Below are 5,304 nucleotides of genomic sequence, written 5' to 3' on the forward strand. Positions count from 1 at the left end.
GCAGCGCCTCGCCCACCGCCACCGCGGCCCCCGCGCGGCCCGGGCAGACCGCGCCCGCGCCGCAGGAGGAGCCGAGTGGCGATCCCACCGCGGCTCCGGTCCCCGCCCCCGATCAGGGCGGCGGAGACGTGCCGACGCAACCCGCTCCCGATGCCGGGTCGGCTCCCGGCGGCTGGAGCTCGGCGACCGGGATGACCACTGCGCTGACCGCCGGCTCGCCCGTCGTCTCGATGGCCGACTGGATGCGCTCGCTCGCCCTCGCTCTGCTCTCCCTCGTCCTGGTCGTCGTGCCGGCCCGCCTGGCCGCTGCCGGTCGCGCCCCCCGCGCCGAGCGCAGCTGGCACCTCACCGGGCGCAACCGCGCCGCCGTCGAGTACGACGACAAGCCGGACGCCGGTCCCGTCTCTCCCCGCCTGATGGTCGTCGGGATGATCGGCTGCGCGGCCGGACTCGTCCTGCTCTCGGGGCGCGTCGACGGACAGCCGGCCTATCTGCGGCTGCTGATCGCCGTCATCGTGGCGGTCGCCGTCGTCAACGCGGTCGCCGCCGCCGTGCCGGCCCTGGTCGGCCGGCGCATCGGCCTCCGCGGGATCGGCGTCGTCGCCGCTCCCCGCGCCCTGCTGCTGGTCGCGGCGGCCGCCCTCGTCTCGCGCTTCGCGGGGCTTGACCCCGCGCTCCTGTTCGGGGTGGTGATCGGCCTCGTCCTCCCCGAGGGCACGTCCGTCGTCGACCGGGCGAAGCTCGCGACCGTCCGCGTCGTCTCGCTGCTGGGACTCGCCGGACTCGCCTGGGGAGCCTCCGCCGTCATCCCGCCCGACGGGACGTTCGGCTCCGTCCTGGCCGCCGAGGTGCTGAGCGCGACGACACTGATCTCGGTCGGCTCGAGCGTGGTGCTGCTGTTCCCGGTCGGGCGCCCGGCCGGCCGCAGCATCCTGCAGTGGTCGCCGCTGCTCTGGCTCGGGCTGACCCTCCTCGCGACCACTGTGCTGTTCGTGCTGCTGACCCCGACGATCGCCTCCTGGTCGCGCGACGGGGGCGCGGGACCGGTGCTCTTCGCCGTGGTCGCCTTCACCGCGGTGTGCACGTCGATCTGGGCCTGGCGGCGCTTCGTCGAGTCCGAGTAGCCGGCCGGGCGGCCCGCTCAGCCGATCGAGACGGGCCGGTCCAGATCGTCGTCCGGCAGCACGTCGACGACGGCGCTCACCGTCAGCTCGCGCAGCGTCGCGATGCCGCCGTAGACGCCGAGGAACGCGGTGTCGGCCGCGTCGCGTCCCGTCGCGATCCGCACGAGGCTCGACCGCGGCGCGAGCGTCGTCGCGTCGACCGCCCGCCACTCCCCCTCGATCCAGGCCTCCGCGACCGCGTGGAAGTCCATGGGCTGCAGGCCCGGCGCGTACACGGCCGCCAGCCGGGCGGGCACGTCCAGCGCCCGGAGGAGGGCGACGACGAGATGCGCGAAGTCGCGGCAGACGCCGCGGCGGGCGAGCAGCGTCCGCTCGGCCCCGTCCGTCGGAAGGCTCGAGCCGGGGACGTACGCCAGCCGCGTGCCGACCCAGGAGCTCACCGCGTGCAGGAGGTCCGCCCCGGCGAGGCCGGCGAACTCGGCCCGGGCCGTCGCCCACAGCACGTCCGACTCGGCGTATCGGCTCGGCCGCAGGTACCGCAGCCGGTCCACCTCGTCGCCCTCGAGCGGAGCGAGGCGTCCCAGGACGCGCGCGGAGTAGTGCACGACGAGGTGCCCGACCGGCGCGTCGAGCACGTGCAGCCGGGTGCCGTGCTGGTCGATCACCTCGCGAGCGGCGAGCGGGCGGCCGTCGACGGTGAGCGTCAGCGACTCCTCCGCCCCGTACGCGTCCGCCACCGCGATCGAGAGGACGAGGGCGGCCGGAGCCGCGACGTCGAGGGTCAGGTGGGCCGAGACGTCGCGCTGCATGGGGCTCTTCTCCGGGGCGTGGCGGGTGGGGGGTCAGGCGCCCTGCTCGCCCTTCGGCGGCGGGGTGGGGGCGGCGTCCGGCTCCTGCACGAGCTGCAGCCCGCCGGACGAGTTCGCCGAGACGGTCAGCAGGTCGATCCAGGTGCGGTTGATCGAGGGGACCCGTCCGCCGAAGTACTTGAAGTAGAGGGGCACGGAGGGGTCGAGCCAGATGCTCGAGCGGCCGTCGCCGACCGCGGGGTCGTCCCGCCAGGAGAAGAAGAAGCTCTCGCGGCGGCGCAGCTTGTTGGCGATGACGATCTGGACGTGCGTGAGCGTGCGGTCGTCGAACTCGATCTCGACTCCCGAGGCTCCGTAGAGCAGCTTCCCCATGGGGGCCTCCCGGCCGCCCGTCGCCGGGCGGTGCATGACGGTGCCCGCGGGCACGAGAAGCGGAGCCGTTGCCGGCGCCCGCCGTGGACCGGGCGCCTCACCGCCCGCGGCGCTCGCGCCGGGGCGCGGAACCGCCTGCCCACGACTCTAGGCGAGGCGGCGCGGGCCCGCTGGACGGACATCCGATTCGCGAGAGCTGTCCTCCCGCTCGCGGATGCAGTGCCTCGGCGCGATCCGCCCTGCGGGCACGCCCCGGCCCGGTCGGGAGCGCGACGCGCTGGGGACGCACCGAGGCACTGCAGCGGGGATGTCGGAGGTCGGACGTACGGTACCCGCATGATCGAATGCGCACTCTGCGGAACCGACGCCGTCGTCCTCGACCGCTCCGGCGGCCGCGACGCCGAGGAGGAGCTCGTCGTGCTCTGCGCCGACTGCACTCCGGGCGAGATCACCGAGGCCCTCGAGGCCGCTCTGCTCGACCCTGCTCTGCTCGAGCCCGCCGGCCGCAGCGCTCACGCACGCGCCGCCTAGCCAGGACGCGGCGAGCGTCCGGCGCGTCGGACGTGTGGTGAGAGGTGCCCCCACTGGGACTCGAACCCAGACTGAGACGATTTTAAGTCGTCTGCCTCTGCCGATTGGGCTATGGGGGCGACCACCGGGAGGAGCGATCCTCCCGGCGGCGGTGTCAGGACTTGGCGGGCTCGCCGCCGACCGGGACCGGAGCACCGGCCTGGCCGGGGATCTGCGCCGGGGCCTGCGCGGCCGGAGCCTCGGCGGCCGGGGCCGCCGGACGCGGACGCGACGCGTAGGTCTCGAAGGAGCCGCGGGGGTACTCGCGGGCCTCGATCGAGGCGATGTCGCGGCCGAGCCAGAGGTTGTTCCACCAGCCCCAGACCACGCGGAACTTGCGCTCCCACGAGGGCATGGCGAGACCGTGGTAGCCGCGGTGCATCACCCAGGCGGGGAAGCCCTTCACGGCGATCTTGCCGGACTGGAACACGCCGATGCCGATGCCCAGGCCCGCGACCGCGCCGAGGTTCTTGTGCACGTAGTCGACCGGCTCCTCGCCGCGGAGCACCGCGGTGATGTTCTTGGCCATGAGCTTGCCCTGGCGGACGGCGTGCTGGGCGTTCGGCACGCAGAAGCCGCCGACGCCGCCGCCGGTGAGGTCGGGGACGGCCGTCGCGTCGCCGGCGCCCCAGGCGCCCTCGACGAGCACGTCGTCGTGGCCGACGCGGAGGTCGGCGCGCACGCGCAGGCGGCCGCGCTCCTCGATGGGCAGGTCGGAGTTCTTGATCGACGGGTTCGCCATGACGCCCGCGGTCCAGATGATGAGGTCCGACTCGAAGCTCTCGCCCGTCGACAGCTGGATGACGCCGTTCTCGGCCGACTTGAGCTGCGTGTCGAGGTGCACGGTGGCGCCGCGCTGGTCGAGGTTCTTCAGCACCCAGTGGCTCGTCTCGAGGGCGACCTCGGGCATGATCCGGCCCATCGCCTCGATGAGGTGGAACTGCGTCTCCTCGAAGTCGATCTCGGGGTAGCGCTTGAGCAGCGCGCTCGCGAAGGAGCGCAGCTCGGCGAAGACCTCGATGCCCGCGAACCCGCCGCCGACGACCGTGACGGTCAGCAGGCGCGAGCGCTCGGGGCCGGCGGGGAGCGACGCGGCCTTGTCGAAGTTCGTGAGCATGCGGTCGCGGATCGCGGTCGCCTCCTCGATCGTCTTCAGGCCGATCGCGTTGTCGGCGACGCCCGGGATCGGGAAGGTGCGCGAGACGGAGCCGGCGGTGACGACGATCTGGTCGTACTCGAACTCGTAGGGCTCGCCCACGGTCGGGGTGATCGTCGCGGTGCGGTTCGCGTGGTCGATCTTCGTCACCTTGGCGGCGAGGATCGCGGTCTTCTTGAGGTGGCGGCGGAGCGAGACGATCGCGTGGCGCGGCTCGATCGACCCCGCGGCGACCTCGGGGAGGAAGGGCAGGTACGCCATGTAGGGCAGCGGGTCGACGATCGTGACCTCTGCCTCGTGCGGGCGGAGCTGCTTCTCGAGCTTCCACGCGGTGTAGAAGCCGGCGTAGCCGCCTCCGACGATCAGGATTCTGGGCACGGTTGACTCTCCAAGAGGGATGGACAATGCGAACACCCTCACGCAATGCGAAGTGCCCGCTCTCGATGCGGTGGGCAGCACTGACCCCGACTGGGAATCAGCTTAGCGAAGAGCGCGCCGGTGGTGGCGCCTCCGTGGCTCCGGTAGGAGCGGCTACGCGTCGAGCGGCCTGCAGGCGCAGCGCTCGGGAGACCAGTCGGCGCGGGCCAGGGCCAGATCGCCGATCGGATTGACGCCGGGGCCCGCCGCGAGGGCGTGCGCGGCGAGGGCGTGGAGGCACTTCACCCGCGAGGGCATGCCCCCGGAGGAGATGCCCGCGATCTCGGGGACGGAGCCGACGCTCTCGCGGTCGGCCAGGAACGCCCGGTGCGCAGCGGCGTACGCCTCGCGCAGCTCCTCGTCCTCGGCGAGCATCGCGTTGTACTCGACCATGACCTGGGTGGCCTCGAGCTGCGAGATCGCGGCCGTCGCGGCGGGGTGGGTCAGGTAGTAGAAGGTGGGGAACGGCGTGCCGTCGGACAGGCGGGGGCTCGTGGAGACGACCGTCGGGTCGCCGCAGACGCAGCGGGCGCTGATCCCGACGACGTCCCGGGCGGGACGGCCCAGCTGGGCGGAGACGACCGCGATGTCGCGCTCGGACGGCGGATCGAAGGGGGGCGTGGTCACGGGGGCTCCAGAGGACGGACGGCCGGGAGGACGCTCCAGTGTACGCGGGGCCGGGCGGGAGCGACGGGGTCGGGCGGGAGCTACGGAGTCGGTGTCAGCTCGTCGGCGGTCGGCTCGCCGAGGCCCGAGACCGCGATCGAGGACAGCAGGGATCCGGCCCAGTCGCTCGGGGTCTCCTGCACCGTGTCGCTCGCGGGCTGCTGCGCCTGCTGGGCGAGCGTCACGTCGT

5 protein-coding genes, 1 tRNA gene and 1 pseudogene are annotated in these 5,304 nt (G+C 73.5%); 2 read left to right on the forward strand and 5 right to left on the reverse strand.

Annotated features, from left to right (window positions below; genetic code table 11):
* Positions 1 to 1,124 (forward strand): annotated as a pseudogene (locus tag C5C27_RS16460) (hypothetical protein); the annotation flags it as partial.
* Between the two features lie 17 nt (positions 1,125 to 1,141).
* Here the strand turns inward: C5C27_RS16460 and C5C27_RS16465 are convergent.
* Both C5C27_RS16465 and C5C27_RS16470 read right to left on the reverse strand, forming a co-directional pair.
* Complete coding sequence (locus tag C5C27_RS16465) at positions 1,142 to 1,933, reverse strand: transglutaminase family protein (RefSeq protein ID WP_104314939.1); 792 nt, start codon at positions 1,931 to 1,933, stop codon at positions 1,142 to 1,144.
* Between the two features lie 33 nt (positions 1,934 to 1,966).
* A complete protein-coding gene (locus C5C27_RS16470; RefSeq protein ID WP_068211888.1) occupies positions 1,967 to 2,305 on the reverse strand; it encodes an ATP-dependent DNA ligase in 339 nt (112 codons plus the stop codon).
* Positions 2,306 to 2,641: 336 nt separating this feature from the next.
* Here C5C27_RS16470 and C5C27_RS16475 point away from each other — a divergent pair, with 336 nt between their 5' ends.
* Positions 2,642 to 2,836: a hypothetical protein gene (locus C5C27_RS16475; protein WP_104239591.1), complete on the forward strand. Its 195-nt coding sequence runs from the start codon at positions 2,642 to 2,644 to the stop codon at positions 2,834 to 2,836.
* A 45-nt stretch (positions 2,837 to 2,881) separates the two neighbouring features.
* Here the strand turns inward: C5C27_RS16475 and C5C27_RS16480 are convergent.
* The 3 genes from C5C27_RS16480 to C5C27_RS16490 all read right to left on the reverse strand — a co-directional run bounded on the left by C5C27_RS16480 (position 2,882) and on the right by C5C27_RS16490 (position 5,075).
* A tRNA-Leu gene (locus C5C27_RS16480) sits at positions 2,882 to 2,955 on the reverse strand.
* 35 nt (positions 2,956 to 2,990) lie between these two features.
* Positions 2,991 to 4,409 (reverse strand): NAD(P)/FAD-dependent oxidoreductase, encoded by a 1,419-nt coding sequence (locus tag C5C27_RS16485; protein WP_104225019.1) that lies wholly within the window; start codon positions 4,407 to 4,409, stop codon positions 2,991 to 2,993.
* A gap of 153 nt (positions 4,410 to 4,562) precedes the next feature.
* Entirely contained in the window at positions 4,563 to 5,075 is a 513-nt protein-coding gene (locus C5C27_RS16490) for a DUF501 domain-containing protein (RefSeq protein WP_104227430.1), read from the reverse strand.
* Positions 5,076 to 5,304: the final 229 nt, after the last annotated feature.

Source organism: Rathayibacter sp. AY2B7, from assembly GCF_002931635.1.
GTDB lineage: Bacteria > Actinomycetota > Actinomycetes > Actinomycetales > Microbacteriaceae > Rathayibacter.